Genomic DNA, 26,452 nt, shown 5'->3' on the forward strand with positions numbered 1-26,452 from the left:
GAAGCGTAGGAAAGAAGGCAGAACAACCATGAGCAGCAACGAGACGCCCCGCGGCCCCGTCGACTCGTCCCGCATTCCGCGGTACGCGGGTCCCGCGACCTTCGCCCGGCTGCCCCGCCTCGACGAGGTCGGCCGCGCCGACGTCGCGGTCGTGGGCGTGCCGTTCGACGCGGGCGTCTCGTACCGGCCGGGTGCCCGGTTCGGCGGGAACGCGATCAGGGAGGCCAGCCGTCTCCTGCGCCCGTACAACCCCGCGCAGGACGCGTCCCCGTTCGCCCTCGCGCAGGTCGCGGACGCCGGGGACATCGCCGCGAACCCGTTCGACATCAACGAGGCCGTGGAGACCATCGAAGGAGCCGCGGACGAACTCCTCGGCACCGGCGCCCGGTTGATGACCCTCGGCGGCGACCACACCATCGCGCTCCCCCTCCTGCGGTCGGTCGCGAAGAAGCACGGCCCGGTCGCCCTGCTCCACTTCGACGCGCATCTCGACACCTGGGACACGTACTTCGGCGCTCAGTACACGCATGGGACACCGTTCCGGCGGGCGGTCGAGGAAGGCATCCTCGACACGTCGGCGTTGTCGCACGTGGGCACGCGCGGCCCGCTGTACGGCAGGCAGGACCTGGACGACGACGAGAAGATGGGCTTCGGCATCGTGACGTCGGCGGACGTGATGCGGCGCGGTGTGGACGAGGTGGCGGACCAGCTGCGGCAGCGCATCGGCGACCGTCCGCTCTACATCTCCATCGACATCGACGTCCTGGATCCGGCGCACGCGCCCGGCACGGGTACACCGGAGGCGGGCGGCCTCACCTCCCGCGAACTCCTGGAGATCCTCCGGGGGTTGGCGTCCTGCCACCTCGTCTCGGCGGACGTCGTGGAGGTCGCGCCCGCGTACGATCACGCCGAGATCACGTCGGTCGCCGCGTCCCATACGGCGTACGAACTGACGACGATCATGTCCCGCCAGATCGCGCAGGCAAAGCAGGAGAAGGCAGCGAAGTGACCCACGACCACGACTTGGTCCTCCGCCCGACGGAGGCGCAGACCTCGGCCGCTCTGAATCCTCCCTCCGGCCGCAATGGCGGAGACCTGGTCGTGGAAACCCTGTCCGGCCTCGGCGCGACAACGGTCTTCGGTCTCCCCGGCCAGCACGCCCTGGGCATGTTCGACGCGCTGCGCCGCTCCTCGCTCCGCTACGTCGGCCTACGCGTCGAGAACAACGCGGGCTTCGCGGCCGACGCGTACGGCCGTATCACCGGCGAGGCGGCCCCGCTCCTGCTCTCGACGGGCCCGGGCGCGCTGACGTCCCTGGCCGCACTCCAGGAGGCGGCGGCGGCGAGCGCGCCGGTGCTGGCGATCAGCAGCCAGATCCCGACGGCGGGCCTGGGCGGCGGCCGCCACGGCTACCTGCACGAACTCCCGGACCAGCAGGCGTCCTTCAGGGGCGTGGTGAAGTCGGTCCATACGGTCCGTACGCAGTCACAGATCCCGTCGGCGATCGCGGCGGCGTGGCAGTCGGCGCTGACGGCTCCGCACGGGCCGGTGTGGGTGGAGATCCCACAGGACGTACTGCTGGCCGAGACGCCGCTGCCGCAGGTGACGGCGGCCGACGCGACGCCCGAGGAGTTGGTCCCGCGCCCCGAACTCACGGCGGTGGCGGCCCACTTGCTGTCGGGGGCGGCCCGCCCGGCGATCATCGCGGGAGGCGGGGTGATACGGGCGGACGCGTCGGGAAAGCTGCGGGCGCTGGCGGAGCGGATCCAGGCGCCCGTGGTCACCACCTTCGGCGGCAAGGGAGCGTTCCCCTGGAACCACCCCCTCTCCCTCCAGTCCTGGCTGGAGGACCGCCACACGACGGACTTCCTGGAGGACGCGGACGTACTCCTCGTCGTCGGCTCGGGCCTGGGCGAACTGTCGTCGAACTACCGAACGTTCAAGCCGCGCGGCAGGCTGATCCAGATCGAGGCGGACCTGGGCAAGCTGGAGTCCAACTACCCGGCGCTCGGCATCCACGCGGATGCGAGACTCGCGCTCTCCGCCCTGCTGGAGACGGTGGACGACCGCACGGACGAGACGGCTCCCGAGCGCGTACGTACGCTCCTGGAACGGGTCCATGCACGCATAGCTGACCAGCAACTCGCCCTGGAACAAGACGCGTTGGCGTCGATACGCCGAGCCCTTCCCCCGCGCTCCCCCTCCTTCTGGGACATGACGATCCTGGCGTACTGGGCCTGGTCGGCCTTCGACCCCCGCCACCCGAACACCATGCACTCGGCCCAGGGCGCGGGCGGCCTCGGCTACGCCTTCCCGGCCGCCCTGGGCGCCGCGGCAGCGGACCCCACCCACCCGGTCCTCGCGGTCTCCGGCGACGGCGGCGCCCTGTACTCCATCGCCGAACTCGCCACCGCGAAGCAGCACGGCTTCGACGTCACCTGGCTGATCATCGACGACGGCGGCTACGGCATCCTCCGCGAATACATGACGGACACCTTCGGCGAGACGACGGCGACGGCCACAGCCACGGAGACGGCCACGGAACTGGCCCGCCCGGACTATGTGGCCCTGGCGGAGTCGTTCGGGGTACCGGGGGCCCGTACGACCCCGGAAACTCTCGAAGCGGACCTGTCCAAGGCCCTGTCCACACCCGGCCCTGCGGTGCTCGTCCTCCCGGCGGTGCTACGGATGTTCGCGCCGACACACCTGGGCTGACGGGAACGCCGCTTCGGCCCCGCCTGTGATCGTTTCGCTGCCCGGGGTGACGAACACCACGTGCCCCCCCGTCCCAGGCTACGGAACACCAGTTCGCCACGCGGAGCGCACCGGCAGAATAGGGACCATGCCGATACCCGGGACTCCCAGCCGCGCCGACCTCGTCGACCACCTCGTAAGGACGCGTATCGCGGGCGATGTCGCCACCCCCCGCGAGAACAACCTCTCCCACTACCGCAAACTGGCGAACGGCGACCGCCACTTCTGGCTCGGCCTCGAGCTCGGTGACCGCTGGACCGACGAGCAGGACGTACTCGCGGTGATGGCGGAGCGTTGCGGGGTGAATGACGACCCGGAGTATCGCCACGGGCAGGACACCATCGATCCGGAGCTGACGATCGACGCCCTGGACCGGATGGCGTCACGGCTGCGGAAGGCGGCGGCCGGGAAGCAGCGGGTGCTGTTCGCGACGGGGCATCCGGGCGGGTTGCTGGATGTGCACCGGGCGACGGCCGCCGGGTTGCGGGCCGCCGGATGCGAGATCGTGGTGATTCCGGACGGGCTGCAGACGGACGAGGGGTATGTCTTCCAGTTCGCGGACGTGGCGGTCCTGGAGCAGGGTGCCACGCTCTGGCACACCCACTCCGGGGAGCCGATGCGCGCCATCCTGACGGGGCTCGAGCGCGAGGGCCGGCCGCTGCCCGATCTGGTCGTCGCCGACCACGGCTGGGCGGGTTTCGCCGGCCAGCAGGGCATCGACTCCATGGGGTACGCGGACTCCAACGACCCCGCTCTCTTCATCGCCGAGTCCGAGGGCACGCTCCAGGTGACGATTCCCCTGGACGACCACGTCACGAGTCCGCGGCACTATGACCCGATGACGGCGTATCTCCTGGACGCGGCGGGCCTCACGGCGACGGCTTGAGCCCCGGCCCACCCCCGGTGGAACCATCACCACATCACCGGGGGATCCGTACCACACCTTCCTGGATCACCGTGATCGCCAGCTGCCCCTCCCGCGTATAGATCCGGGCCTGCCCGAGCCCCCGCCCGCCCGACGCCGACGGCGACTCCTGGTCGTACAGCAGCCACTCGTCGGCACGGAACGGCCGGTGGAACCACATCGCGTGGTCCAGCGAGGCCCCGACCACGTCCCCCACGGCCCAGCCACCCCGCCCGTGGGCGAGGAGCACGGAGTCGAGGAGCGTCATGTCGGAGACGTACGTGGCGAGGCAGACGTGGAGCAGGGGATCGTCCACCAGCTTGCCGTTGGTGCGGAACCACACCTGGGAGCGCGGCTCGCGCTCCTCCCCGACGCTGGCGAACGGCGGCGCGTCCACGTACCGGAGGTCGACCGCTGCGCGGGCCTCCAGCAGGCGCTCCAGTACGCCCGGTTCCCAGAAGGCGTCCGCGTACGTCGGCAGGATTTCCGCCGCGGTCGGCAGGGTCTCGGGGTCGGGCGAGGCCGGCATGGGGGCCTGGTGTTCCAGGCCCTCCTCGTACGTCTGGAAGGACGCGGAGAGGTGGAAGATCGGCTGCCCGTGCTGGACCGCGACGACCCTCCGGGTCGTGAAGGAACGGCCGTCGCGGATCCGGTCCACGGTGTAGACGATGGGCGCGCCGGGGTCTCCGGGGCGCAGGAAGTACGCGTGCAGGGAGTGGGCGAGCCGGTCCTCGGGAACCGTACGCCCGGCGGCGACCAGGGCCTGCGCCGCGACCTGCCCGCCGAAGACGCGCGGGACGACGGAGGACTGGGACCGGCCGCGGAAGATGTCCTGCTCGATCCGCTCCAGGTCGAGCAGATCGAGCAGGGAGTCGAGTGCCTCGCGTGCCTGGCTCATGTTGTCGGTTGTACCGCGCACTGATTGCGGGCGGCTTACAGACCCATGTCCTTCGCGATGATCATCTTCATGACCTCGCTGGTGCCGCCGTAGATCCGGTTGACGCGGTTGTCGGCGTAGAGGCGGGCTATCGGGTACTCGTTCATGAAGCCGTAGCCGCCGTGCAGCTGGAGGCAGCGGTCGATGACGCGGTGTGCGACCTCGGTGCAGAACAGCTTGGCGCTCGCGGCCTCGGCCGGGGACAGCTCGCCCGCGTCGAGGGCTTCCAGGGAGCGGTCGGCGACGGCCTGTGCGGCGTCGACCTCGGCCTGGCAGGCGGCCAGCTCGAACTTGGTGTTCTGGAAGGAGGCGACCGTCTTGCCGAAGACCGTACGGTCCTGGACGTACTCCTTGGCGAACCGGACCGCCGCCTCGGCCTGCGCGTACGCGCCGTAGGCGATGCCCCAGCGCTCCGAGGCGAGGTTGGTGCCGAGGTAGGCGAAGCCCTTGTTCTCCTCGCCGAGCAGGTCCTCGACCGGCACCTTCACGTCGACGAACGCCAGCTCGGCGGTGTCGGAGGTCTTCAGGCCGAGCTTGTCGAGCTTGCGGCCGACGGAGTAGCCCTCGGACTTGGTGTCGACGGCGAACAGGGAGATGCCGAAGCGGCGGTCGTCCTCGCGCGGGGCGGAGGTGCGGGCGCAGACGATGACGCGGTCGGCGTGGACGCCGCCGGTGATGAAGGTCTTGGCGCCGTTGAGCACGTAGTGCGTGCCGTCGTCGGAGAGCTTCGCGGTGGTCTTCATGCCCGCGAGGTCGGAGCCGGTGCCAGGCTCGGTCATCGCGAGGGCCCACATCTCCTCACCGGAGACGAACTTCGGCAGGAACCGCTTCTTCTGCTCGTCGGTGGCGAGCATCTTGATGTACGGCAGGCCGAGCAGCACATGCACACCGGAGCCGCCGAAGGAGACACCCGCGCGGGCGGTCTCCTCGTACATGACGGCCTCGAACTTGTACGAGTCGATGCCCGCGCCGCCGAACTCCTCGGGGACGCGGATCCCGAAGACGCCCAGCTCGGCGAGCTTGTAGTAGAAGTCGCGCGGTGCCTGGCCCGCGGCGAACCACTCGTCGTACACGGGGACGACCTCGGCCTCGATGAAGGCTCGCAGGGTCTCCCGGAACGCCTCGTGATCCTCGTTGAAGACGGTACGGCGCATCGTGTACGGCTCCTTGGCTCGCGCTGCTCGGTCCCAAGCGCCGCATGTCTTGTCTAAGCGCTTGCTCAGCCCACGTTACCCGCCGGTCACGACAGTCGTCCAGAGACGTAGGTCACGCTGGAGGCAGGTCACACGGGCACCGGGTCAGGCCCGGACCGGGCCGCCGTAGGACCGGCTCACCGTAGGACCGGCTCACCCCGGGGTCGAGGCGGCCGCCGCTTCAAAAGCCCCCCGCGCCATCCGGTGCAGCAAGGCCGCCGTCCCCGCCCGGCCGGGCAGCGAGCCGGGACGCCCCATGTGCGGCGTCGAGTTCAGCAGCCCGAAGACCGCGTGGACGGCGGCCCGGGCGGCCGGTTCGGCGAGGTCGGGGTAGACCTCGCGTACGACCTCCACCCACAGCTCGACGTACTGGCGCTGGAGTTGCCGTACGAGCTTGCGGTCGCTGTCCCGGAGGCGGTCCAGCTCGCGGTCGTGCAGGGTGATGAGGGGACGGTCGTCGAGCGCGAAGTCGATGTGCCCTTCGACGAGCGAGTCGAGGACCGCCTCGGGGTTCCCGGCGGCCTCGGCGGCCCGCCCCTTGCCACCGGTCAGCAGCTGCCCGCTGATTCCCACGAGCAGCTCGGCGAGCATCGCGTCCTTGCCCGCGAAGTGCCGGTACAGGCCGGGTCCGCTGATGCCGACCGCCGCCCCTATCTCGTCGACCCCGACACCGTGGAAGCCGCGCTCGGCGAAGAGCCGGGCGGCCTCCTTGAGGATCTGTTCGCGGCGGGTGAGGGATTCGGTTCTGGTGGCCATGGAGGTAATTCTAGACAGGGAGGTTAGCGGTCGTTAACCTGGAGGACATGGTTAACGCTCATTAACAAAGCGAGGGGACTCCACGATGCAGGAGGCACCGGTGCTGACCAGCACGGCCGACCCCGCGTCGGCCGCCTGGCAGGCCAACGAGGCGGCGCACCACACGCTGTTGGACGAGCTGCGGCGGAAGCTGGCCACGGCCAGGCTCGGCGGCGGCGAGCGGGCGCGCGCCCGGCACACCGCGCGCGGAAAGCTGCTGCCGCGCGACCGCGTGGACGCCCTCCTCGACCCGGGCTCACCCTTCCTGGAGCTGGCCCCGCTCGCCGCCGACGGGATGTACGAAGACCAGGCGCCGGCCGCGGGCGTCATCGCCGGGATCGGGCGGGTGAGCGGCCGCGAGTGCGTGATCGTCGCCAATGACGCGACCGTCAAGGGCGGCACGTACTACCCGATGACGGTGAAGAAGCACCTGCGCGCCCAGGAGGTGGCGCTGGAAAACCGCCTCCCCTGTGTGTACTTGGTGGACTCCGGAGGCGCCTTCCTGCCCATGCAGGACGAGGTCTTCCCCGATCGCGAGCATTTCGGGCGCATCTTCTACAACCAGGCGCGGATGTCTGGGGCCGGGATCCCGCAGATCGCGGCGGTGCTCGGCTCGTGCACGGCGGGCGGTGCGTACGTCCCCGCCATGAGCGACGAGGCCGTGATCGTGCGCAATCAGGGCACGATCTTCCTGGGTGGCCCGCCCCTGGTGAAGGCCGCGACGGGAGAGGTCGTCACCGCCGAGGAACTGGGCGGCGGCGAGGTCCACGCGCGCGTGTCGGGTGTCACCGACCACCTCGCGGAGGACGACGCGCACGCGCTGCGGATCGTGCGCACCATCGTTTCCACCCTCCCCGCGCGCGGGTCACTGCCCTGGTCGGTCGCACCGGCCGTGGAGCCGAAGGTGGACCCGGCGGGACTGTACGGCGTGGTGCCGGTGGATTCCCGTACCCCCTACGACGTACGCGAGGTCATCGCGCGCGTGGTGGACGGCTCGCGCTTCGCGGAGTTCAAGTCGGAGTTCGGGCAGACGCTGGTGACGGGGTTCGCGCGGGTGCACGGGCATCCGGTCGGGATCGTCGCCAACAACGGCATCCTGTTCTCCGAATCGGCCCAGAAGGGCGCCCACTTCATCGAGCTGTGCGACCAGCGCGGGATCCCGCTGCTGTTCCTGCAGAACGTCTCGGGCTTCATGGTGGGGCGTGACTACGAGGCGGGCGGTATCGCCAAGCACGGCGCCAAGATGGTCACGGCGGTGGCCAGTACGCGCGTACCGAAGCTGACGGTGGTGATCGGCGGCTCGTACGGCGCGGGCAACTACTCGATGTGCGGCCGGGCGTACTCCCCGCGCTTCCTGTGGATGTGGCCCAACGCCAAGATCTCCGTGATGGGCGGCGAACAGGCCGCGTCGGTCCTCGCCACCGTCAAGCGCGACCAGTTGGAGGCCCGCGGCGAGTCCTGGCCCGCCGAGGATGAAGAGGCCTTCAAGGAGCCGATTCGTGCGCAGTACGAGCGCCAGGGGAACGCCTACTACGCGACGGCCCGGCTCTGGGACGACGGGGTCATCGACCCGATGGAGACCCGGCAGGTGCTGGGTCTCGCCCTGACCGCCTGCGCCAACGCGCCCCTGGGTGAGCCCCAGTTCGGCGTCTTCCGGATGTGAGGGTGAGGGACTCTTGACGATGTTCGAGACAGTGCTTGTGGCCAACCGGGGCGAGATCGCGGTCCGGGTCATCCGTACGCTCCGGGCGCTGGGTGTGCGCTCGGTGGCCGTCTTCAGCGATGCGGACGCCGACGCACGACACGTCCGCGAGGCGGACACGGCCGTACGGATCGGTCCGGCGCCGGCGAGCGAGAGCTATCTGTCGGCGGAGCGGCTGCTGGAGGCGGCGGCACGGACGGGCGCGCAGGCGGTGCATCCGGGCTATGGCTTCCTCGCCGAGAACGCCGCCTTCGCGCGCGCCTGCGCCGACGCCGGGCTCGTCTTCATCGGGCCGCCCGCCTCGGCCATCGAGCTCATGGGCGACAAGATCCGCGCCAAGGAGACGGTGAAGGCGGCCGGGGTTCCGGTCGTGCCGGGCGCCGCCGATCCCGAACTGGAGGACGCAGCCCGCGAGCTGGGCGCACCCGTGCTGCTCAAGCCCTCGGCGGGCGGCGGCGGCAAGGGGATGCGGCTGGTGCGCGACCTGTCGGTGCTGAGCGAGGAGATCGCGGCGGCCCGGCGGGAGGCCCGTGCCTCCTTCGGCGACGACACGCTCCTCGTGGAGCGGTGGATCGACCGGCCCCGGCACATCGAGATCCAGGTCCTGGCGGACGGCCACGGCAATGTGGTGCACCTGGGCGAGCGTGAGTGCTCCCTCCAGCGCCGGCACCAGAAGATCATCGAGGAGGCGCCGAGCGTACTGCTCGACGAGAAGACGCGAGCGGCCATGGGGACGGCGGCGGTCGAGGCGGCGCGCTCCTGCGGGTACGTGGGCGCGGGCACGGTCGAGTTCATCGTGCCGGGCGACGACCCGTCCGCGTACTGCTTCATGGAGATGAACACCCGGCTCCAGGTCGAGCATCCGGTGACGGAGATGGTCACGGGGATCGATCTCGTCGAGTGGCAGCTTCGGGTCGCGGCGGGTGAGCGGTTGGGGTTCGAGCAGGACGACGTCGCGCTCACCGGGCACGCGGTCGAGGCGCGGATCTGTGCGGAGGATGCGGCGCGGGGGTTCCTTCCTTCCGGGGGGACGGTGCTGGCTCTGCGCGAGCCTCAGGGCGACGGCGTCCGCACCGACTCGGGGCTCAGCGAAGGCACCGAGGTCGGCAGCCTGTACGACCCGATGTTGTCCAAGGTCATCGCGTACGGGCCTGACCGGGCGACGGCTCTACGGAAGCTCCGGGCTGCTCTTGCCGAGACGGTGACGCTGGGGGTGCCGACCAACGCGGGGTTCCTGCGGAGGCTGTTGGCTCATCCTGCCGTTGTGGCCGGGGAGTTGGACACGGGGCTGGTGGAGCGGGAGGTTGACGGGCTGGTCTCGGCTGAGGTGCCGGGTGAGGTGTACGTGGCGGCGGGGTTGTTGCGACAGGCGGAACTTTTCCCCAGCCCCGCCCCTTCCCGAAGCTGGGGGCTGCGCCCCCAGACCCCCCATCGGCCTGAACGGCCTCGTCCTCAAACGCCGGACGGGCTGAGTGGTGCGGGACCGGGCTCAGAGGGCGACAGCTGGGTGGATCCCTTCTCCGTACCCAGCGGGTGGCGGCTCGGCGGGGAACCCGCCTGGACCGTGCACCACCTGCGCGTGCCCGGCCACGACTCCGTGACCGTCCGCGTGCGGAGCACAGCGGAGGGCGTGGAGTTCCTGCTTGACGGCGCAGCCGAACCTCTCCGGGGGTCTGGGGGCTTGCCCCCAGCTTCGGGAAGGGGCGGGGTTGGGGAAGAAAAACCCTCTACCGTCACCCTCCACCTCGAAGGCCGCACCCGCACCTTCACCCACTCCGGAACCTGGCTGGCCCGGGACGGCGACGCCTGGAACGTCCAGGACCACGACCCCGTAGCCGCCTCCCTCAGCGGAGCTGCCCGCACCGGCGTCGACTCCCTCACTGCCCCCATGCCCGGCACAGTCACCGTCGTGAAGGTCGCCGTCGGCGACGAAGTGACCGCCGGACAGAGCCTGCTGGTCGTCGAGGCGATGAAGATGGAGCACGTCATCTCCGCCCCGCACGCCGGCACCGTCGCCGAGCTGGACGTCACTCCGGGCTCGACCGTCGCCATGGACCAGGTGCTGGCCGTGATCGCGCCCCAGGAGCAAGAGCTGGGGCAGGAGGAGGCCACGTCATGACCACTCCCGAACTGGGACTGCCCATGGCCGTTCCCGCCCAGGGCCTCCCGGCCGCCGTCCGGATCTACGAGGTCGGCGCCCGCGACGGCCTGCAGAACGAGAAGGGCACGGTCCCGACGGAGGTCAAGGCGGAGTTCATCCACCGCCTCGCCGACGCGGGCCTGACGACCATCGAGGCCACCAGCTTCGTACACCCGAAGTGGGTGCCCCAACTGGCGGACGCGGAGCAGCTGTTCCCCCGCGTCAGCGAACTCCCGGTCGCGCTCCCGGTCCTCGTGCCGAACGAACGCGGCCTGGACCGCGCCCTGGCGCTCGGCGCCCGGCAGGTCGCCGTCTTCGCCAGTGCCACCGAATCCTTCGCGAAGGCCAACCTCAACCGCACCCTCGACGAGTCGCTGGCCATGTTCGAGCCGGTGGTGAACCGGGCGAAGACGGAAGGCCGCCACGTCCGCGGCTACATCTCCATGAGCTTCGGGGACCCGTGGGAAGGAGCGGTCCCGATCCCCCAGGTCGTACGAGTCTGCAGGGCCCTGCTCGACATGGGCTGCGACGAACTGAGCCTCGGCGACACGATCGGCGTCGCGACCGCGGGGCACGTACGGGCACTCCTCAGCGCCCTCAACGAAGCAGGCGTCCCCACCCACACCCTCGGCGTGCACTTCCACGACACCTACGGCCAGGCCCTCGCCAACACCCTCGCGGCGCTTCAGCACGGGATCACGACCGTCGACGCGTCCGCCGGAGGCCTCGGCGGCTGCCCGTACGCCAAGTCCGCCACCGGCAACCTCGCCACCGAAGACCTCGTGTGGATGCTGCGGGGCCTCGGCATCGACACCGGAGTCGACCTCGACCGCCTCATCACCACCAGCGTGTGGATGGCCGAGCAACTGGGCCGACCCAGCCCTTCCCGCACCGTCCGCGCCCTCTCCCACAAGGAGTGATCCCCCATGTCTCTGGACCATCGGCTCTCCCCCGAACTCGAAGAACTCCGGCGTACGGTCGAGGAGTTCGCACACGACGTGGTCGCCCCGAAGATCGGTGACTTCTACGAACGGCATGAGTTCCCGTACGAGATCGTGCGGGAGATGGGCCGGATGGGCCTGTTCGGGCTGCCGTTCCCGGAGGAGTACGGCGGTATGGGCGGCGACTACCTGGCGCTGGGCATCGCGCTGGAGGAACTGGCCCGCGTGGACTCCTCCGTGGCCATCACCCTCGAAGCAGGCGTCTCCCTCGGCGCGATGCCGATCCACCTCTTCGGCACAGAGGCCCAGAAACGGGAATGGCTCCCTCGCCTCTGCACAGGCGAGATTCTCGGCGCCTTCGGCCTGACCGAACCGGACGGCGGCTCGGACGCCGGTGCGACCCGTACGACGGCCCGTCTCGACGAGACGACGAACGAATGGGTGATCAACGGCACCAAGTGCTTCATCACCAACTCCGGTACGGACATCACGGCTCTGGTCACGGTCACGGCGGTCACCGGCCGCACCGCCGAGGGCAAGCCCCGTATCTCGGCGATCATCGTCCCGTCCGGGACTCCGGGCTTCACGGTGGCACCCTCGTACTCGAAGGTCGGCTGGAACGCCTCGGACACCCGCGAGCTGTCCTTCGACGACGTCCGCGTACCCGCCGCGAACCTGCTCGGCGAGGAGGGCCGCGGTTACGCCCAGTTCCTCCGCATCCTCGACGAGGGCCGTATCGCCATAGCGGCCCTGGCGACGGGTCTTGCGCAGGGCTGCGTCGACGAATCCCTGAAGTACGCCAAGGAGCGCCACGCCTTCGGCCGCCCGATCGGCGCGAACCAGGCGATCCAGTTCAAGATCGCCGACATGGAGATGAAGGCCCACACGTCCCGCCTCGCCTGGCGCGACGCGGCCTCCCGCCTGGTGACCGGCGACCCCTTCAAGAAGGAGGCGGCCCTGGCCAAGCTCTACTCCTCCACGATCGCCGTGGACAACGCCCGCGACGCCACCCAGATCCACGGCGGCTACGGCTTCATGAACGAGTACCCCGTGGCCCGCATGTGGCGCGACTCCAAGATCCTGGAGATCGGCGAGGGCACCAGCGAGGTCCAACGCATGCTAATCGCACGGGAGTTGGGCCTGACGAGCTGACATCTCCCTCGCTCAGAGGAGCAGCTCCGCCCACACTGCCTTGCCAATCCCATGCCACCGCGGACAGCACCCCCACTTCTCAGCCAGAGCAACGACGAGAGCGAGGCCACGCCCGCATTCCTCATCGGCCTGCGCCTCCCTGGGCGCGGGCCGATCGTTGTTGGCGTCGGCGACCTCCACCCGCAATCGACCCTCATAGCGTGCGATCCGCACACCGATCTCCCTGCCGACCGGAACGAAAGCATGCTGGACGGAGTTGGCGACAAGCTCCGCGAGCAAAAGTTCGGCCGTGTCGGCCACATCGCCCACCACCTTCCAGTCGGCAAGTTGCTCGCGCAGAAGCGCTCGCGCGCGACCGGCGCTGCGCGCCGTACGCGGCAACTGCCATGTGATCTCGGCGTCTTCGGATTCGGGCATACCTGCCCCCTCGACTCTCAATGCGGTGCGTGTCAGCTAGGTCGCTCTGAGTAGCCTGCACGCATCGCCCTCAACTTGCAATCAGAACAACTAGACGAGATTGCAGGATCGTTCGCCCTGAGTACCCTGGTGGATCCGTAGAGTCGTCGCGATCAGGGGGTGCTGGTGGCAGCAGGAGAACTCAGGCCGACAGTGCGCAAGCGGGTGCTGGGCACCAACCTGCGTCGCCTTCGCGAGGACAAGGGACTGGCCCTGGAGGACGCCGCAACGCAACTCAGCTGCCATGCCGCAAAGGTGAGCCGCATCGAGGCCGGGAAGAGCGGCATCCGCCAACTGGACTTGAAGGCCCTGCTCGACCTCTACGGGGTGAAGGACACCGACGAGCGGGAGAGTTGGCTGGCGCTGGCCCGTGAGAGTCGCCGCCAGCGCTGGTGGCGAGTCCTTGAGGACCAACTACCGCAAGATTTCCTGGACCTTGTCGGCCTTGAGGACGAGGTGTCTGAGTGTCGCGGCTTTCAACCCGGCATCGTTCCAGGCCTGTTCCAGACAGAGGCCTACGCGACAGCAGTGATCCAGGGTGGCATCGCCGGCCCGCTCAACACCGACCAGCAGACCAAGGTCCGCGTACGCATGGAACGGCAGAAGGCCCTCACCCGCGAGGATCCGCCACCGCTCAAGGTGTGGATGATCCTGGGCGAAGCGGCCCTACGACAGCAGGTGGGCGGGGCGGCAGTACTGCACGAACAGCTGCTCCATCTGGTACAGGTAGCGCAGCTTCCGAACGTGACTTTGCAGGTACTACCCTTCGCAGCAGGGGCCTGCCCAGGCGGACCGTACCCCTTCCTGATCTACAGCTTCCCTCCACCGGCAGAGCTCGAAGTGGCCCTGCTGGAGAACTTCGCGAGCCACGCCTACCTGGAGTCCCGGGAAGACACGGTTCGGCTGAGCAGCGCCTTCGACCACCTCAGAGCCTCAGCCCTCAGCGCTCTGGACTCCGAGGCACGGATCATCCAGATCGCCGAGGAACTGACCGATCCCTAAGGACGAACAGCGCATGCCGTCGCACCGAACCGAATGGTTCAAGAGCAGCTACAGCGGCCAGAACGGGGAGTGCCTGGAAGCCCGAGTGACAGCGCACAGGGTCAACGTCCGGGATTCGAAAGCCATACCCGGCCCCTCGCTCGCCTTCAGTCCCACTTCTTGGAACGCATTCCTCCAGGCTCTCGGCGCGAATGCAGATGCCCTGCTCCATGCAGACCCCGGGACATGACATCGAGGCCATCAGCCTGGCGGCAGCGATGAAGCGGAGCGGAGTTGCGCGACGCTCATGCCGCAGCATCACACAACCCCGCCACAGGAGCCGTCTCTGATTGATCAGCTGATGACCTGGTAGCCACCCCAGCCGTCACTGATCTTGCTCATGGCCCCGGCTCCGCCGCTGCCCATCTTGGTGTAGGCCACATACGCGGACCACGGGGGCGTGACCCCTTCGACCGAAGTTCCTGGCGCGCGGCGGCGTCAACGACTGGTCGGCCGGCGACCGGGCCCCCTTCAAGGCAACCCCGGCCACCCCGCGCTCATGTCACAGATGCCGCCACCGCTCCGACACCCACAGCACGACGGGGCCGCCGCCCTGGTCGTTTCGCCGACTTCAAAGCGGGCCACCGCGTCCAGCCACGCCCACTCCCAGGCAGCCCCACCCGTAAGCCCCGAGAGCAGCGGATCATCCGAGCCGAATCATGCGAGTCGATTTCTCCCGCAAGAATTGTTGACGATCTTCCGCATCCTGCGCCCGGTATTCCGTAAGGGTGATTTCCTCCGGGTCGATACCATGCTCGTCCCAGCGCCCTTCTTGCACAAACCCGAAGAAAGCCCGCAACGCCTCGTTTCCGAGCTCCAGAGGATGGAAGCCGAGCGCGACATCCGTCGACAGCGCCCAGAAACCCTGCTCAAACTCCAGCTGCACGCCTTCGTTCTCGACCACACCACCCTCGTACGAGAGACTGACAGATCGAGCCAGGTGCCCGCGTTCCCACATCGCGAATGCCGCCCAGTCGATCGCGCTGTCCATAAACACAGCAAATGCGTTCCGGTCTCCTCCTACGCGACGCACATCACTTGACATGTCGCTAGGTTTACCCTGACGGAGATCCAGCGAGGTGACGAGTTCCAAGCCTTCAAAGCTACCTGCACACGCAACTCCCGGAAGCGGCCAAAGCGCCTCATCCAGTGTCACTTCCCTCACCGGTTCCATGCGCTCACGCAGGACGCTTTCAATAAGCTCCCGCGACGCAGAAGCCTGGTCAACCAGGTCGGCATGGAGCACCACACTGGGCACTTCGGACGCAAAAGCCAGAATTGAAACCTTTGATCCCACTCCTGCCCCTCCCTTGGACACCTACCCGCTCAACCGACACCCCAGGATATAACCTACTTACAGTCCGGGCAGAGCCAGTGATCAATTTCGACCGTTTCCATCCGGACGGTATCTCCCTTCTTGAAACCGTGCTGCTTCAGCTTGCTCGACTGCAACACGGCCCCACTCCTCGTAAGTTGGGGATACCCAACGGTTTGATTAGGTGTCAGCGACCCCGTATTGGTCTTGACCTCTACCGCCACCCATTTGCCGTCGGGCCTCCTTGCGATGAAGTCGGCTATGAAGACGTCCCCATTGCCGTCCAAGAACCTCACTTCGCTGGTGATGTTCTGGTACCCCTCGGACGCCAGCCTGTTACGCGTCGCGAATGCGCCCAGATCTCCATGGTCAATCCCGCTTACCGGACAAATTCCCACGCTTCCCGCATTGTGTACGAGCACTGGCTGAGAACCGACGAGCGCGTAATACGTATGTGGACCAGCGACGCTCAGGTTGTGCACGCGGGCGATCTGGGTCCAGCGTTTGATCGCCTTGATCTGGACCAGGGTTCCGGCAGAGGTACGAAGCCACTGCCCGGGCTTGAGGTCGCCGGCGTTCACCCACAGGCGCGACTCCGGTACCCAGAAGGGGTGGTTGTCGGTGGCGGTCAGCGTCTGCTGACCATCCAGTTCATCTTCAACCTTGATCTTTACGAGGTTCTTGACGCCCTCGCTCAGCAGTTCAGCGGTCACCTTCTGGGGCGAGGTTCTGCCCGTCTCGGGATCTGTCGCCAGGACTTCGTCACCGACCCGCAGGTCCTCGATGTCCTTGGTGGTGCCGTCGGCCATGAGTACCTGGGTGCCAGGCAGGAAGCTCCTCTTCACGCAGGACAGCGCCTCCGCAGCGGCGTTGTCGCCCTTCTTGACGAGTTTCGCCGCCTTTGCCAGCTTCCCCACCGGCAGTAGCCCCACCGCCGTCCATACACAACCGCTCACGCTTCCCTGGGCGCAGCGGATCGCGTCGCGTACGCCTATGAGTTCCAGGAAGTCCTGCGTCGGCTTGATCCATCCCAACGCATTAGCGGCGCCGCAGATGTCACCTCCCGGGTCTGACAGGCACCAGCCCTCGGACCACTTCATGAGGAGCTGGGTGTATGTCTGGTTTCCCCAGGGGTCGTACCCGCGGTTGCGGAGGTTTTCCTCGGTGGGAATGGGCACGCCAGGGATGATCTCGGGCTGCTTCGCCGTCTGGCCGCTGCTGGCGCTGTTCCCTGCGCCCCCTGTGCTCCCTGTGCTCCCGCTGTGGTCGATCTCGTAGAGGACCTCTCCGTCCCTGTCGTAGCAGGCGGTGTGCGTGCAGCCAGGCCCGTGCTCCGGTGTCCAGACCGAGTCCGGGTTGTCCACGCTGCAGCCGTCGCAGAAGAGACCGGTCGGGTCCGACTGTGTGACGGGGCTGTTGTTCGCGTAGCCGTAGCCGTTGAGGGACCAGGCGTTATTGCTGTCGAGCACAGGGTCGACACTGATGAACTGGCCGATGGCCGGGTCGTATTCGCGGGCCCCGACATGGGTCAGCCCGGTTGTCTCATCAGCGGGCTTGCCGAGGAAGGCCTTGTCGTCCGGCCAGGTGCTGGGCTCGTCGCCGCGAGGGGCTCCAAAGGGGGTGAGGTAGCGGCGCGTGGCGGTCTGGGTCGAGTCGTTCTTGACGGTCAGACTCATGGTGCCGTGGTGGTCACCCGCCTGGAAGGAGAGTTCGCTCTTCCCGGGGCTGACGGTTCGTATGGCGCCTCCGGCGTAGTAGCGGGTACCGGAAAGAGCCTTGTTGACACCGCTGTTGGAGACGGTGAGCTTCACCTCGGTGGCGCCGAGGTACAGCACGGTTTCCCCGTCCGTAGTGCCGGCGCGGCGGATGAGGAGTTCTCCATCCGCGTCGTAGACGTACTTGGTGTTGGTGGCCGGCTTGCCTCCGGCAGCAGGCTGACTGGCTTCGGCGAGTTTGCCCTCGCTGTTCCACAGCAGGGTCTGCGTCGCCTGGGTGCCGGGTCTGGTGGTGGTGTTGCCAGTCTTGTCGTACGCGTAGGTCTGCGTGGTGGGAGTCGAGCTTCCCGGGACCGTGGTCTCGGCCTTCGTCAGAGGGTGCGGCTGCCCGGCGGTGGTGCCGTACCCGTAATTGATCGTGGTGTTGCCCGAGAGGCCATGCTGTGTTTCGGTCTTGCGCTGACCGGCTTCGTTGTACGTGTAGCTGAACCAGTACGGTGCAGCCCCGCCCAGGTTCGACGTCGTGCGGCCCGAAGCGGCGCAGTCCGCGGTTTTCGGGGTCCAGGCCTCGGTGAGACGCCGGTGACCGTCGTAGGCAAAGCACTGGTGGTCCGCCTGGGAGGTCCCCTGCCAGGTCGCGGTGTCCGAGATGGCGGTGATGTTGCCGGCATCGTCGTAGGAGTACCTGAGGTCCTGCACCATGTAGCTATGGGTGTCGGTGGTGACGTCCGACTCCCTCAGGCGGCGGGTGCCATCCTCGTATTGGTTGGCGACGTAGACCTTCTTGCCGGCCGAGTCGCTGCCCAGGGTCTGCTGCTCCAGCATGCCGACGGGCGTGTAGGTGGTGCCGAGCAGATAGCCGGTGACGCCCTTGGCGGTGTCGAGCATGCCGAGGGGGTTGTAGGTGAAGTCGATCTGCTCGTAGGACTGCGCGCCGGTGGTGGGCAAGCCTGCGACGGCGGGCTCGCGGGAGTACTGGACAGTGCCGTCGACGTTGTAGGCCGTCTCGAACTTCAGGGTCTGCGGGACTCCCGCGGCGACGAGAGGCTCATCGGCGGCTGCGGGCAGTTGCACTTCCGAGGACAGGGCCTGGTAGAGGCTGTTGTAGGCGGTGATCTTCTGGGTGTACGTCTTGCCGGCGACTCCGCCGACGTAGCGGATGGCGTTGGCCGGATAGCCCTTGCCGTTCGTGACCGTGTCGAAGGTCCAGGTGGCGAGCTTGTTGGCGTCCGTCTTGTCGGTCTGCCACAGGTCTGTCTTGCGGCCGAGCACGTCGTAGCCATAGACAAGTTTCTTGTTTTCCGCGTCCTTGCTGGTCTCCAGTTGGTCAACGCTCGTGTAGGTCGACGTCGTGGTGCCGCTGTCCGGGTCGGTCACCGTAGTGGGGCGGCCCTTGAGGTCGTAGCCGTAGGACCACTGCTTCTGATCCGGGCCGGTGAGGGTCTTGGTCTGACCGCCGGGAGCGTAGGTGAACTTGGTGGTGGCCGGCGTGCCGGTGACCGTGGGGTTGGGGTACTCGCGTCTCTCGGTGACCTGCCCGAGCAGGTTGCTCACCACGGTGACGGCGTTGCCGCCGACGGGTGCGGTGGTCGTGACGGAGTCTCCGGTGTAGCTGGTCGTCGTGGTCCAACGGGTGGTGCTGTAGGTCTTGGTCACCACCTGGGTCGGCCGGCCGGTCCCGTCGTAGCTGGTGTCGGTGTGCAGCGGAGCCGAGCCGCCTGCCGTGCCGACGAGCGTGCCGGACGGGGCGGTGGAGTCCCACAGGTCGGCGTTGGTCTCGACCGCCAGGCCGCGGTCGTCGTACAGGGTCTCGTTGACGACTCTGCCACCGCGTGGTGAGGGGGCCTGGGTCTGACGCGGACGCTGGAGCGCGTCAAAGATCTCGTAGCCGGTGTTGTACTGGGTCTTGCCGAGCGTCGACGTGGAGAGCCACGACGGGGCGGTGTTGGAGATGCTGTAGCCGAACTTGTAGTTGCCGCCCTGGCTCAGGACTCGGGACCGGTTGGGCAGCCACGCCTCGGTCAGCCGGCCGAGGCTGTCGTAGGCCTGCTCGGTGACACGGTTGTTGGGGTCCGTGGTCTTCACCGGGAGGCCGCGGGCGGCGTCCATGACCATGACCGTCTTGTGGTCCTTGGCGTTGAGGACCTCCATCTGGGTCAGCGGACCGGCTGCCGTCGGGGTGTAGGTGGTGAGGGTTCGGTTCCCGAGGTTGTTCGTGACCGCGGTCGCGCGGCCGAGGGTGTCGTACTCGGTCTCGGTGACCTTCTCCCAGACCGGGTTGTCCGATGCGTCATAGCGGTTGACGCGACCGATCCAGCGAACCGCGCCCTTGGTGGGCACCTGGGTCGCCGACCATGTGGTGCTGTCGTACGAGGTGGCGGTGTCGGCGATGACGTCACCAGGACGTGAGTCGTCGGCCGGGAGGTCGAGCACGCTCGTGGCCACGCTGCACGCCTTGGCGACCGTCTGCTCACGGGAGACCAACGCGGTGAGTCCCGCGGTGGGGTTGCGGGCGTACCAGGTCCGGGTGCAGACCTCGTCACCCGAGGCTTCCGTGCCGGAGTCCTGGACCGTCTCCGGCATGCCGTAGTCGTCGAAGGTCGTCTGCGTGGTACGCGTCTTGTCCGTAGGGCTGACGCCGGACGTCACTCGGGTACGGGCGTGGCTGGCCTGAGTGCGTACGTAGTAGGCCTCGGTGTCGGCGTACGACTTGTGCTGCGTGGCGGTCTTCTTCGACCAGGGATCGTTGATCTTCCCGGAGACCTCGTCGGTGCCCTCGTAGGTGACCTGCTCACGGGTCTGGCCGGCGTACTGGTCCAGGTCGGTGATCTTCGGGGCCTTGATCCCGGTGACCTCCGCGGTACGCGTGGAGCCGTCCTTCTGTTTGTCGCCGTGCATACCGCGCAGGTACACGGTGACGTCCTTGGACTTCGGCCCTGTGTCGTCGCCCACGGTGTGCGTGACCTTCTCGAAGCCCCGCCAGACGGACCACGTGCGTTCCTTCTCGGGCGTCATGGGGTCGTCGTTGTAGTGCCACGCGCCGCCGCCGGAGTAGTCGTAGTGGTGGTTGACTGCCAGGGTGCCGCCGTAAGCGGAGGCGAGGCGTACATCGGATACGGGGTACTTCTGGAACCAGTCGAGCTGAGGGACGGAACCCCCGTTGGGCGACCAGTAGACCGGGTAGCAGCGCTTCGTGTTCTTGTCCTCGGCCGGCTTGGTCATGCCCGCGGTGCACTCGGCGGGCATGTAGTCGACCGTGGTCTGCTGACCGGTCTCGGAGACGACCGTGGACAGGCGTGGCTTGCCCAGCGGCAGGATGTTGTCAGCCGTGCCGTCGACACGGTTCTTGAACATCTGGTGGCCGAACTTGAGGGCCGGGAGCGAGATGTCCGTGCCGTACGTCCCCGTGCGCTGCAGTTCGTCGAGCCACAAGGACTGGTCCGACGAGTCGCCGACCTCACCCGGGTCGAGGTAGAGGTGCTTGAGCTTCCAGGAGTCGACCTGGTCGAAGGCCGGGGTGCTGAGCTTGGTGTTCCAGAAGTACGTCTCGACGCCGGTCAGCCGCTTGCGGGTGAAGAAGGTGGGGCTGCTCAAGCCGGTGCACGCGTCCCCTTCCTTGCAGATCGCGTCATAGGGCACGTCCGGCCAGTTGGTGCGGTGTTCCTCGTCCAGGGTGTCGCAGCCGGGAGAGGCAGCCAGGCAGCGCTCGGCGACGGAGAAGGTGACCTTGTTGGATGCGGCCGGCGTGGCGCTGAACAGGGCGCCGGCGCGCTGGCCGTAACGGATCTCCTTGAGGTAGCCGCCACGCACATATTCCGTGCCTGGCGAGTCGACACCGTTCTTGGCGTAGAAGTTCTTCTCCGCGGCGTACCAGTAGGTCATGGCGTTGCCGTAGGTGTCCTCGACCATGTCGAGGTTCCACCGCCAGGCCTGGATGTCCCACCGCCCGGCGAAGCTGGTGCCGCCCGCGTAACCCGGCTCGCCCTCGTCGTCGCCGAAGACCGGCACGGTCCACACGGAGTTGGTGCGCTCGCCGCTCGGTGCGCCGGGCAGCTTGTGCAGGCCGAAGGTGTACCGGGTGCCGTCGCCGGTGGTCACACGCCAGTACTCGCCGCTGCTGTCGCCGTTGCCGAGGGCGGTGTCGGTCAGGTGCTCGACCTTGGACGCGTCGTCGTTCTTCAGCCGCCACTCACCGCTGGTGTCGTCCTTGACCAGCTCGGAGGCCTTGCCGTTGAGCACGAGCGAGGCGTTGGTGTACTTCCAACAAAGGTCGAACTTGTCCGTCTGGCCGTCGTCGTCGCACGAGCCGTACTTGCGCTCGATGTAGGAGGAGGTCAGGTCGAACCCTTCTCCCACCAGCGATCCCTGATTGTTGGTGTTCGCGGTGCGCCCGTCGACGCTGCTCGAGTCGTACGAGAAGGCGAGGTCCGGCTTCGGTCCAGCCGCCGGGGCGGGGACGCCCAGGGGGTAACTCCAGGTGAACGAGCCGGAGGAACCACCTGCCTCCCAAGTGGAAGAGGCCGACAGCGGGGTGGCCTTGTAGTTACCGAGCCCTGAGGCGGCACCGGCGGTGACCGCCAGCACGGTCGCCTGGCTCGTCCGGGAAGCTGTTGGGGAAGCCGAGCGGTCAGTCCTCGAAACCTCGGCCGCCGACTGCGGAAGGCTGACGTCGCCGGTCACCCGGGTTTCCCGGCGGTTGTTGACGGAGGGCAGTTCCTTCTGGACACGGCAGGTGCGCTTGTCAGGACTGGTCAGGACGCAGGAAGGCAACTGAACCAGACGGAGCCGACCGCCGAAGTCCCCGCCTCCGACCGCGAACTTGTCGTAGTTCACGGCCAGTCGGGCTCCGCCCTTTTCGTTGCCCCTGACGGTGAGCAGTACCCCGTCGACTCCGGCTGCTCTTGCCGCTTTGCGGCCCAGAACCGTGACGGTCACCTCGTCGGCGACTCCGGAACGCTTGGACTTCGGGGCCGCGATGCTGACCGGCAGCGATCCTGCCTTGGCGCGGGCAACTCCAGTGGCAGGCACTTTCACCGTCACGGTGCCCGGCTTCGGCCACACCGAGTCGGCGGACTGTTCGTTGCGTGCGCGTTGTGCCGCAACCTTGTCAGCGGCTTCCGCCTTCTTCAGAGCGGCTGCACTCTTCTTGTCCGGCTTGGGCTTGGCGGTACTCAGATCGGCCTCGCGCGGAGCAGGCAGTTCCGGGCGACCGAGCGGCTTGTCCTGTGCCTCAGCCTGGAACTCGGCTTGTGTCAGCAGGCTCGGCAGCATTGCCAACGCAAGAACCGCTGCCGCGCGCCCCGTCCAGCGCCTGCGACCCGCCCGGTATGCAGCCTTCACGACCTTCTCCAGCCCCGTCGTCATCGTCTGACCCGCACCGGAATGGTGCGTGGATGTGCGTCCCTGCTCATGTGTTGCCTCGGGCGTAAGCGCCCGAGGCGGTGTCCGCATCGAAGTTGCGGCTAGCCAGTGGTTGGCGCCGGGTCCCCGAGGACCCGTTCGGCGATCTGGCGGCTCTCCATGGAACCGGCCCAGATCCGCAGTTCCTGCACCGCACCGGGCAAGTACTCACTGGGTGCGCCATCGGTGTGGCCACGGCCGATTGCGAGTTCGCCGGTGCCCTGCTGGGGCTCGGAGAAGTTCGGCTGAGTGGCCTCGTCCACCTGCTCCTCCGCGCCGATGAACAGGTGCAGCTTGCCGAATCGGGTCGCATCACCGTCGGCGAAATCCTCGGCCGCGTTGTACACCCCGGTGATGTGCACCAGTTCGTCCAGCACGGCCAGGGCAGTGGACAACACTTGAGTCTCGGAGGCCTTCGTTCCGGTGGCATCCACTGTGGCCCGTTCGAAACGCCACAGGCATTCCGGCTTGCCGTCGCCGTCCACGTCGTCGGCCAGCTTGACCAGCTTCAGCGCCCAGGACGCCTCGTTGCCGATCTTCTGTTTGGCGACGGTGACGGTGTAGCCGTCCGCCTTGCCGACCAGCTTGGCCGAGTCCACCCGTGCGAGGGCGCTGACGGTGAACGACCCCGTTTCATCGACCGCCGGCCCGGTCGTGGAGGCAAAGCTGTTGGCGCCGTCCAAGGTCAGCAACTGCGGTGCCTCCGCGAGTTTGGCGTTGCCGGCGAGCGTCATTCCCGCGAACGGGTAACCCGACTGCTCGGCCAGCGTTGTGCCCGTGGAGGCGGAGGCGTCCCAGGCCGCCATCAGCTCGGTTGCCGCGGCCTCGTTCTCGCGCAGCTCGCCTTCCCCGCGTACCTCGGCTTCGGTGAGTGCGCGCTGCCACACGGCGGTCTCATCGAGACGGCCCCGGAAGAACTCTCCACCGACACCGGATTTGACCGAGCGTGCCCACTGCAGTCCGCCAGACGCCGACCAGGGCTGGTAGCTGGACGCCGTAGCGGACAACTTGACCGGGTCACCCTGTGGTTGGCCGTTGACGAACAGCTGGATGGTGTCGTTCGTCGGATCGGTGTCGGGCAGGCCGTCGTCGCCCTCGGTCTTGAACACACCCGCCAGATGCGTCCACACCTTCAGCTGCGGATTCTGCTTCTCGGCGATGGAACGGATGAACACCGGACTCGTCTTGTCCTGGTCCGTACGGTTGAACACCCATGCCTTGTAAGACGACGAGTAGTACAGCGCGAACGCGTTCGCCGCGCTGCCGGGCTGGGCCAGCATCACTCTGTTCACCGAGGCGTCGGTGAGGTACGCCCAGGTCGAAACAGTGAATGAGTCGGTCGTGTTGATCGCAGGCGTGGACGTCGCGGCATAACCCTGCTGCTTGGCGGGGTCGGAGCTGTCCAGCCAGAGCGACTGGTCGGCATCTCCACGACGGGCCAGCGACGAGAACCCCGTCCCGTCGGTGTACATCGTCGCGTTGTGCCGGACACTGCCTTCGGTGGCCGTGTCCTTGGCAAGCTTCTCCTGCGATCCGGACGGATAGTCGTCGAAGTGCCAGCGCCCGACCGCGCCTTGGCCGGCTGCCACCTTGATCTTGACGTAGGCCCATTCCCCCGAGCCTCCGGCATCCCAGCCGCGTACATGCAGAGTCTGTCTGCCGGCCAGCAAGGGAACGATTTCTTCGTCCACGCTGGCACCGGTGATGAAGTCGGTCTTGGTCATTCCGGGCAGTCGCCACTCGAACTTCACGACGTCGTTGTCCCCGGAGTTCTGGGCGAAGTGCAGCTTGCCCCTGACGCCCGGGCCGCCCTGTGCGGCGCAGTCCTCGGTCGAGCACAGTGAGTAGACGCCGTTCTGCACCACGGATACCACGGGCGTCTTCGGCCTCTCCGAGTCGACCTTGAAGTAACACCAGGGTGTGTACGAGGAGAAGAGGTCCCCGGACGCTCCCGTCGCGGCGTAGTGCCAGTGCGACTGGGTGCGCGCCTTGACCCGGTACAGGGCCTTGTCCGCCAGCGACGAGACCTGAGCGGTTTCGATGGTGCCGTCCGAGTCCCAGCCGGAAGTAGGTCTGTAGGCACTCCAGTTCTTCGCCCACGTACCGTCGGTCTGCTTACGTTCCATCACCCACTCGGCCTGCAGATCACCCTCCGAACTGCCCGCGTTGTGTTCGACCTTGGTCTGAACCGCCGCCTGCACGTAGGGAGTGGCCCGGGTCACGATCGCTGGATTGCCCGAGGAGGTGGAGCACTGCACGTCGTCCGGATCGCCACCAGGGTTGCCCGGCCACACTCCGTACCGGGTGGGCACGCCCGGCTGGTAGGCGAACTCCACCTCCAGCTCCGCGTTGTCGTCGAACCGCTTCCAGGCGGTGACGTCCGACTCGTCCTTCGCCTTCAGCATGAGTGTCAGATTGTCGATCTTGCCGTCGGCGAAGTTCCGCACCGTGGACTTCAGGTTCTCGTCGGGCTCGTCCGGGTTGTCGTTGAACTCGATCCACGCGTTCTGCTGCTCCGGAGAACAAGCAGTGCCGCGGCCGGCCGAGACGTATCTGTCACCGACTTGGTCCCAGCCGTTGTCCGCCTTGGGCCCGCCCGGCCCCGGCCAGCTGCTGCCCGAAGAGATGCCATCCGTGCGTTCCAGGTCCACCCAGGCCGGGTTGCAGTCGAACGACCAGGTCTCATAAGCCCGGAAGGTGGCGTCGATCACGTACTTGCCGCGCAGTGCGCTCGCGGAGTTGAACTGGAAGTACATCCGGTTCGTGTACCAGGCACCGGTAGTGCACGCGCCCTCGGAGTTGTAGCCGCACCGGCCGATGCCGTAGCCCGCCCCGTCGAACATCCAGAAGTCGTCACCGTCGGAGGACAGGACGGTGCGGTACGTGTGTCCCACTCCGACCGCAGGGTCGATGTACACGGGGTAGACGGTCTTTTCGCCCTTCAGCACCTCGTCGTCGGGCACAACGGCGATGGTGTCGTCTCCAACCTGTACGGGCATCACGGCAGAGGCACTGCCGTCTCCCGGACCGGCAGCCGGGTTGGTCGGATCGTCTTCTCCGTCCTCATCCGCGGCTGCGCCCATCATGGTCTGGACTCCCGTGGCCTGGGTTCCGCCTGCGGAGTCCCACATCCGTCCCGGTGGGCCTGTGAACACCTCCACCCCGTCGCTGTTCTCCGCCACCAGGCCGCCGCCGACAGTGGGCCTGACCTCCAGCCCTCTGCTTTCTACTTCGAGGACCACCTTGTCCAGTGCGGGACTTGCCGCCGCTTCCGGGGTCTTGACGACGAGCACTTCGCGGTAGGACTCGGGCGTCGCGGTCAGAAGCAGATCGACCCCGGGAAATACCTCGCGATAGGTGGCCGTGTCCCCTTCCAGGACCGGCTCCGGCAGTTCGTTGCCCCACCCCAGGGTGAGTGAGTGGCCATCGCGGTCCCCGATCCGGATCATGTCGGAACCGGAGCCCTTGCCGGAGAAGGAGAGGTCGACCACGGCACCCTTGGGTGCGATGCGGCCATCGGCCCGCTTCTCCAGCGTCGGGTCGACCGGCTTCCACGACCCGTCAGAAGCCTCCACTCGCTGCGGAGTGGTCGACTGGGTCAGTTTGAAGCCGCCATCCGGCTGGGCGAACACCTGGGAGTACGCGGTGCGCTCTTCCAAGACCTCGACCGGCTCCCCGGCCTGTGCGGCCTGAGCCGCTGCGGACAGCGCGGCCGGTGGAACGACGTCCTTGGCCTCAGCCGTCGTGGCGGTGTCCGACAGAGCGGAGGCATGGGCCGCGCCGCCGCTTCCCAGCGACAGCAGACTGCCGACGACCGCAACAGCAAGCGCTGTCACACGCACCTTGCCGACACCACGGCGCCGCACGGGCACACTCATTCCCCGGACCCTCCCCCGCACTCCACGAAGTCGCCACCCGGGAGTCGCAACAATTTCACCGGGAGTCACAACAAGTTCAAAGGTGATGCACCTTATTCGCACATGGGGCGTACATGTCAACGACGAAGG

Annotated in this window: 16 protein-coding genes; 9 read left to right on the forward strand and 7 right to left on the reverse strand. The window is 67.7% G+C overall.

Features of this window, described 5'->3' with window-relative positions; genetic code table 11:
* The first annotated feature begins 28 nt into the window (after positions 1 to 28).
* The 3 genes from speB (at position 29) to IEZ21_RS02165 (ending at position 3,640) form a co-directional block, all read left to right on the forward strand.
* The gene (speB, locus tag IEZ21_RS02155; protein ID WP_189320158.1) at positions 29 to 1,009 is read left to right on the forward strand and encodes an agmatinase; all 981 of its coding nucleotides are present in this window, start codon (positions 29 to 31) and stop codon (positions 1,007 to 1,009) included.
* Positions 1,006 to 2,715, forward strand: a complete 1,710-nt coding sequence (locus tag IEZ21_RS02160; protein ID WP_189320159.1) for a thiamine pyrophosphate-binding protein — start codon at positions 1,006 to 1,008, stop codon at positions 2,713 to 2,715. Before speB ends, IEZ21_RS02160 begins: the two co-directional genes overlap by 4 nt.
* Positions 2,716 to 2,842: 127 nt before the next feature.
* The gene (locus IEZ21_RS02165) at positions 2,843 to 3,640 is read left to right on the forward strand and encodes a phosphatase (protein ID WP_189320160.1); all 798 of its coding nucleotides are present in this window, start codon (positions 2,843 to 2,845) and stop codon (positions 3,638 to 3,640) included.
* Between the two features lie 34 nt (positions 3,641 to 3,674).
* On the opposite strand, the gene IEZ21_RS02170 is transcribed toward IEZ21_RS02165, so the two are convergent.
* The 3 genes from IEZ21_RS02170 to IEZ21_RS02180 all read right to left on the reverse strand — a co-directional run bounded on the left by IEZ21_RS02170 (position 3,675) and on the right by IEZ21_RS02180 (position 6,544).
* Positions 3,675 to 4,556, reverse strand: a complete 882-nt coding sequence (locus IEZ21_RS02170) for an acyl-CoA thioesterase (RefSeq protein WP_033322841.1) — start codon at positions 4,554 to 4,556, stop codon at positions 3,675 to 3,677.
* A gap of 35 nt (positions 4,557 to 4,591) precedes the next feature.
* Positions 4,592 to 5,749 (reverse strand): acyl-CoA dehydrogenase family protein, encoded by a 1,158-nt coding sequence (locus IEZ21_RS02175; RefSeq protein ID WP_033322787.1) that lies wholly within the window; start codon positions 5,747 to 5,749, stop codon positions 4,592 to 4,594.
* A 192-nt stretch (positions 5,750 to 5,941) separates the two neighbouring features.
* Positions 5,942 to 6,544 (reverse strand): SACE_7040 family transcriptional regulator, encoded by a 603-nt coding sequence (locus IEZ21_RS02180; RefSeq protein ID WP_189320161.1) that lies wholly within the window; start codon positions 6,542 to 6,544, stop codon positions 5,942 to 5,944.
* Positions 6,545 to 6,629: 85 nt separating this feature from the next.
* Between IEZ21_RS02180 and IEZ21_RS02185 the strand changes: the two genes are divergently transcribed.
* The 4 genes from IEZ21_RS02185 to IEZ21_RS02200 are packed head-to-tail and all read left to right on the forward strand — an operon-like array spanning position 6,630 to position 12,518.
* Positions 6,630 to 8,246, forward strand: a complete 1,617-nt coding sequence (locus IEZ21_RS02185; protein ID WP_189320162.1) for a carboxyl transferase domain-containing protein — start codon at positions 6,630 to 6,632, stop codon at positions 8,244 to 8,246.
* Positions 8,247 to 8,265: 19 nt separating this feature from the next.
* Positions 8,266 to 10,404, forward strand: coding sequence for an ATP-binding protein (locus IEZ21_RS02190; protein WP_189320163.1), 2,139 nt, complete (start codon positions 8,266 to 8,268; stop codon positions 10,402 to 10,404).
* Complete coding sequence (locus IEZ21_RS02195) at positions 10,401 to 11,345, forward strand: hydroxymethylglutaryl-CoA lyase (protein WP_189320164.1); 945 nt, start codon at positions 10,401 to 10,403, stop codon at positions 11,343 to 11,345. Before IEZ21_RS02190 ends, IEZ21_RS02195 begins: the two co-directional genes overlap by 4 nt.
* A gap of 12 nt (positions 11,346 to 11,357) precedes the next feature.
* A complete protein-coding gene (locus IEZ21_RS02200; protein WP_189320375.1) occupies positions 11,358 to 12,518 on the forward strand; it encodes an acyl-CoA dehydrogenase family protein in 1,161 nt (386 codons plus the stop codon).
* Between the two features lie 12 nt (positions 12,519 to 12,530).
* On the opposite strand, the gene IEZ21_RS02205 is transcribed toward IEZ21_RS02200, so the two are convergent.
* Positions 12,531 to 12,935 (reverse strand): ATP-binding protein, encoded by a 405-nt coding sequence (locus IEZ21_RS02205; protein WP_189320165.1) that lies wholly within the window; start codon positions 12,933 to 12,935, stop codon positions 12,531 to 12,533.
* A gap of 165 nt (positions 12,936 to 13,100) precedes the next feature.
* Between IEZ21_RS02205 and IEZ21_RS02210 the strand changes: the two genes are divergently transcribed.
* Positions 13,101 to 13,976 (forward strand): helix-turn-helix domain-containing protein, encoded by an 876-nt coding sequence (locus IEZ21_RS02210; protein WP_246567213.1) that lies wholly within the window; start codon positions 13,101 to 13,103, stop codon positions 13,974 to 13,976.
* Between the two features lie 13 nt (positions 13,977 to 13,989).
* Positions 13,990 to 14,205 (forward strand): DUF397 domain-containing protein, encoded by a 216-nt coding sequence (locus IEZ21_RS02215; protein ID WP_189320166.1) that lies wholly within the window; start codon positions 13,990 to 13,992, stop codon positions 14,203 to 14,205.
* 453 nt (positions 14,206 to 14,658) lie between these two features.
* On the opposite strand, the gene IEZ21_RS02220 is transcribed toward IEZ21_RS02215, so the two are convergent.
* From IEZ21_RS02220 to IEZ21_RS02230, 3 genes are all read right to left on the reverse strand, one after another.
* Positions 14,659 to 15,312 (reverse strand): DUF6928 family protein, encoded by a 654-nt coding sequence (locus IEZ21_RS02220; protein WP_189320167.1) that lies wholly within the window; start codon positions 15,310 to 15,312, stop codon positions 14,659 to 14,661.
* A gap of 53 nt (positions 15,313 to 15,365) precedes the next feature.
* Positions 15,366 to 22,385 (reverse strand): polymorphic toxin-type HINT domain-containing protein, encoded by a 7,020-nt coding sequence (locus IEZ21_RS02225; protein ID WP_246567215.1) that lies wholly within the window; start codon positions 22,383 to 22,385, stop codon positions 15,366 to 15,368.
* A gap of 122 nt (positions 22,386 to 22,507) precedes the next feature.
* The gene (locus tag IEZ21_RS02230) at positions 22,508 to 26,323 is read right to left on the reverse strand and encodes a LamG-like jellyroll fold domain-containing protein (protein ID WP_189320169.1); all 3,816 of its coding nucleotides are present in this window, start codon (positions 26,321 to 26,323) and stop codon (positions 22,508 to 22,510) included.
* Positions 26,324 to 26,452 lie beyond the last annotated feature (129 nt).

The organism is Streptomyces flaveus (assembly GCF_014647675.1).
GTDB classification, from domain to species: Bacteria; Actinomycetota; Actinomycetes; order Streptomycetales; family Streptomycetaceae; genus Streptomyces; species Streptomyces flaveus.

Excerpts from the sequence above, each read along its gene's own strand:
- speB (WP_189320158.1), top strand. The coding sequence starts at position 29 with ATGAGCAGCAACGAGACGCCCCGCGGCCCCGTCGACTCGTCCCGCATT.
- IEZ21_RS02165 (WP_189320160.1), top strand. The coding sequence starts at position 2,843 with ATGCCGATACCCGGGACTCCCAGCCGCGCCGACCTCGTCGACCACCTC.
- IEZ21_RS02170 (WP_033322841.1), bottom strand. The coding sequence starts at position 4,556 with ATGAGCCAGGCACGCGAGGCACTCGACTCCCTGCTCGATCTGCTCGAC.
- IEZ21_RS02175 (WP_033322787.1), bottom strand. The coding sequence starts at position 5,749 with ATGCGCCGTACCGTCTTCAACGAGGATCACGAGGCGTTCCGGGAGACC.
- IEZ21_RS02180 (WP_189320161.1), bottom strand. The coding sequence starts at position 6,544 with ATGGCCACCAGAACCGAATCCCTCACCCGCCGCGAACAGATCCTCAAG.
- IEZ21_RS02185 (WP_189320162.1), top strand. The coding sequence starts at position 6,630 with ATGCAGGAGGCACCGGTGCTGACCAGCACGGCCGACCCCGCGTCGGCC.
- IEZ21_RS02190 (WP_189320163.1), top strand. The coding sequence starts at position 8,266 with ATGTTCGAGACAGTGCTTGTGGCCAACCGGGGCGAGATCGCGGTCCGG.
- IEZ21_RS02195 (WP_189320164.1), top strand. The coding sequence starts at position 10,401 with ATGACCACTCCCGAACTGGGACTGCCCATGGCCGTTCCCGCCCAGGGC.
- IEZ21_RS02205 (WP_189320165.1), bottom strand. The coding sequence starts at position 12,935 with ATGCCCGAATCCGAAGACGCCGAGATCACATGGCAGTTGCCGCGTACG.
- IEZ21_RS02215 (WP_189320166.1), top strand. The coding sequence starts at position 13,990 with ATGCCGTCGCACCGAACCGAATGGTTCAAGAGCAGCTACAGCGGCCAG.
- IEZ21_RS02230 (WP_189320169.1), bottom strand. The coding sequence starts at position 26,323 with ATGAGTGTGCCCGTGCGGCGCCGTGGTGTCGGCAAGGTGCGTGTGACA.